The following is a 366-nucleotide window of genomic DNA, read 5'->3' on the forward strand; positions in this document are numbered from 1 at the left end:
CAGGTCACGTATCGTGAGCTGGCTCGTCGGATAGGGGTCGGCCAGTCGGAAGGCCGGGTCGAGGTCGGCGATCCTCGAATCCCAGGACACCACGCGGTCGCTGACCAGGGCCGCGACGACGGTGGCAGAGACCGGCTTGGACAGCGAGGCGATCTGGAACACCGTATCGGCGTCGATAGCCTCGGGCTTCCCGGCCTCGCGATGTCCGAAACCCTTGAGGAAGATCACCTGGTCGTCATGCACGACCGCAATGGCGAGGCCGGGCACCGCACCGGCCTCGACAGCGGCCTGCGCCAGCGCTTCGAGCTTCGATAGGGCGGTGGCCATGCGCTCCGGCGAGATCGGGTCCGCCCACACGGCAGGCGG

General features: G+C 68.6%; 1 protein-coding gene. It reads right to left on the minus strand.

The annotated features are described in order from the left end of the window. Positions 1–357: serine hydrolase domain-containing protein (locus EN859_RS35950; RefSeq protein WP_135913652.1), on the minus strand; the 357-nt coding region annotated here is incomplete at its 3' end. Between the last annotated feature and the right edge of the window lie 9 nt (positions 358–366).

The sequence above is a fragment of the Mesorhizobium sp. M00.F.Ca.ET.216.01.1.1 genome, from assembly GCF_004010325.2.
GTDB lineage: Bacteria > Pseudomonadota > Alphaproteobacteria > Rhizobiales > Rhizobiaceae > Mesorhizobium.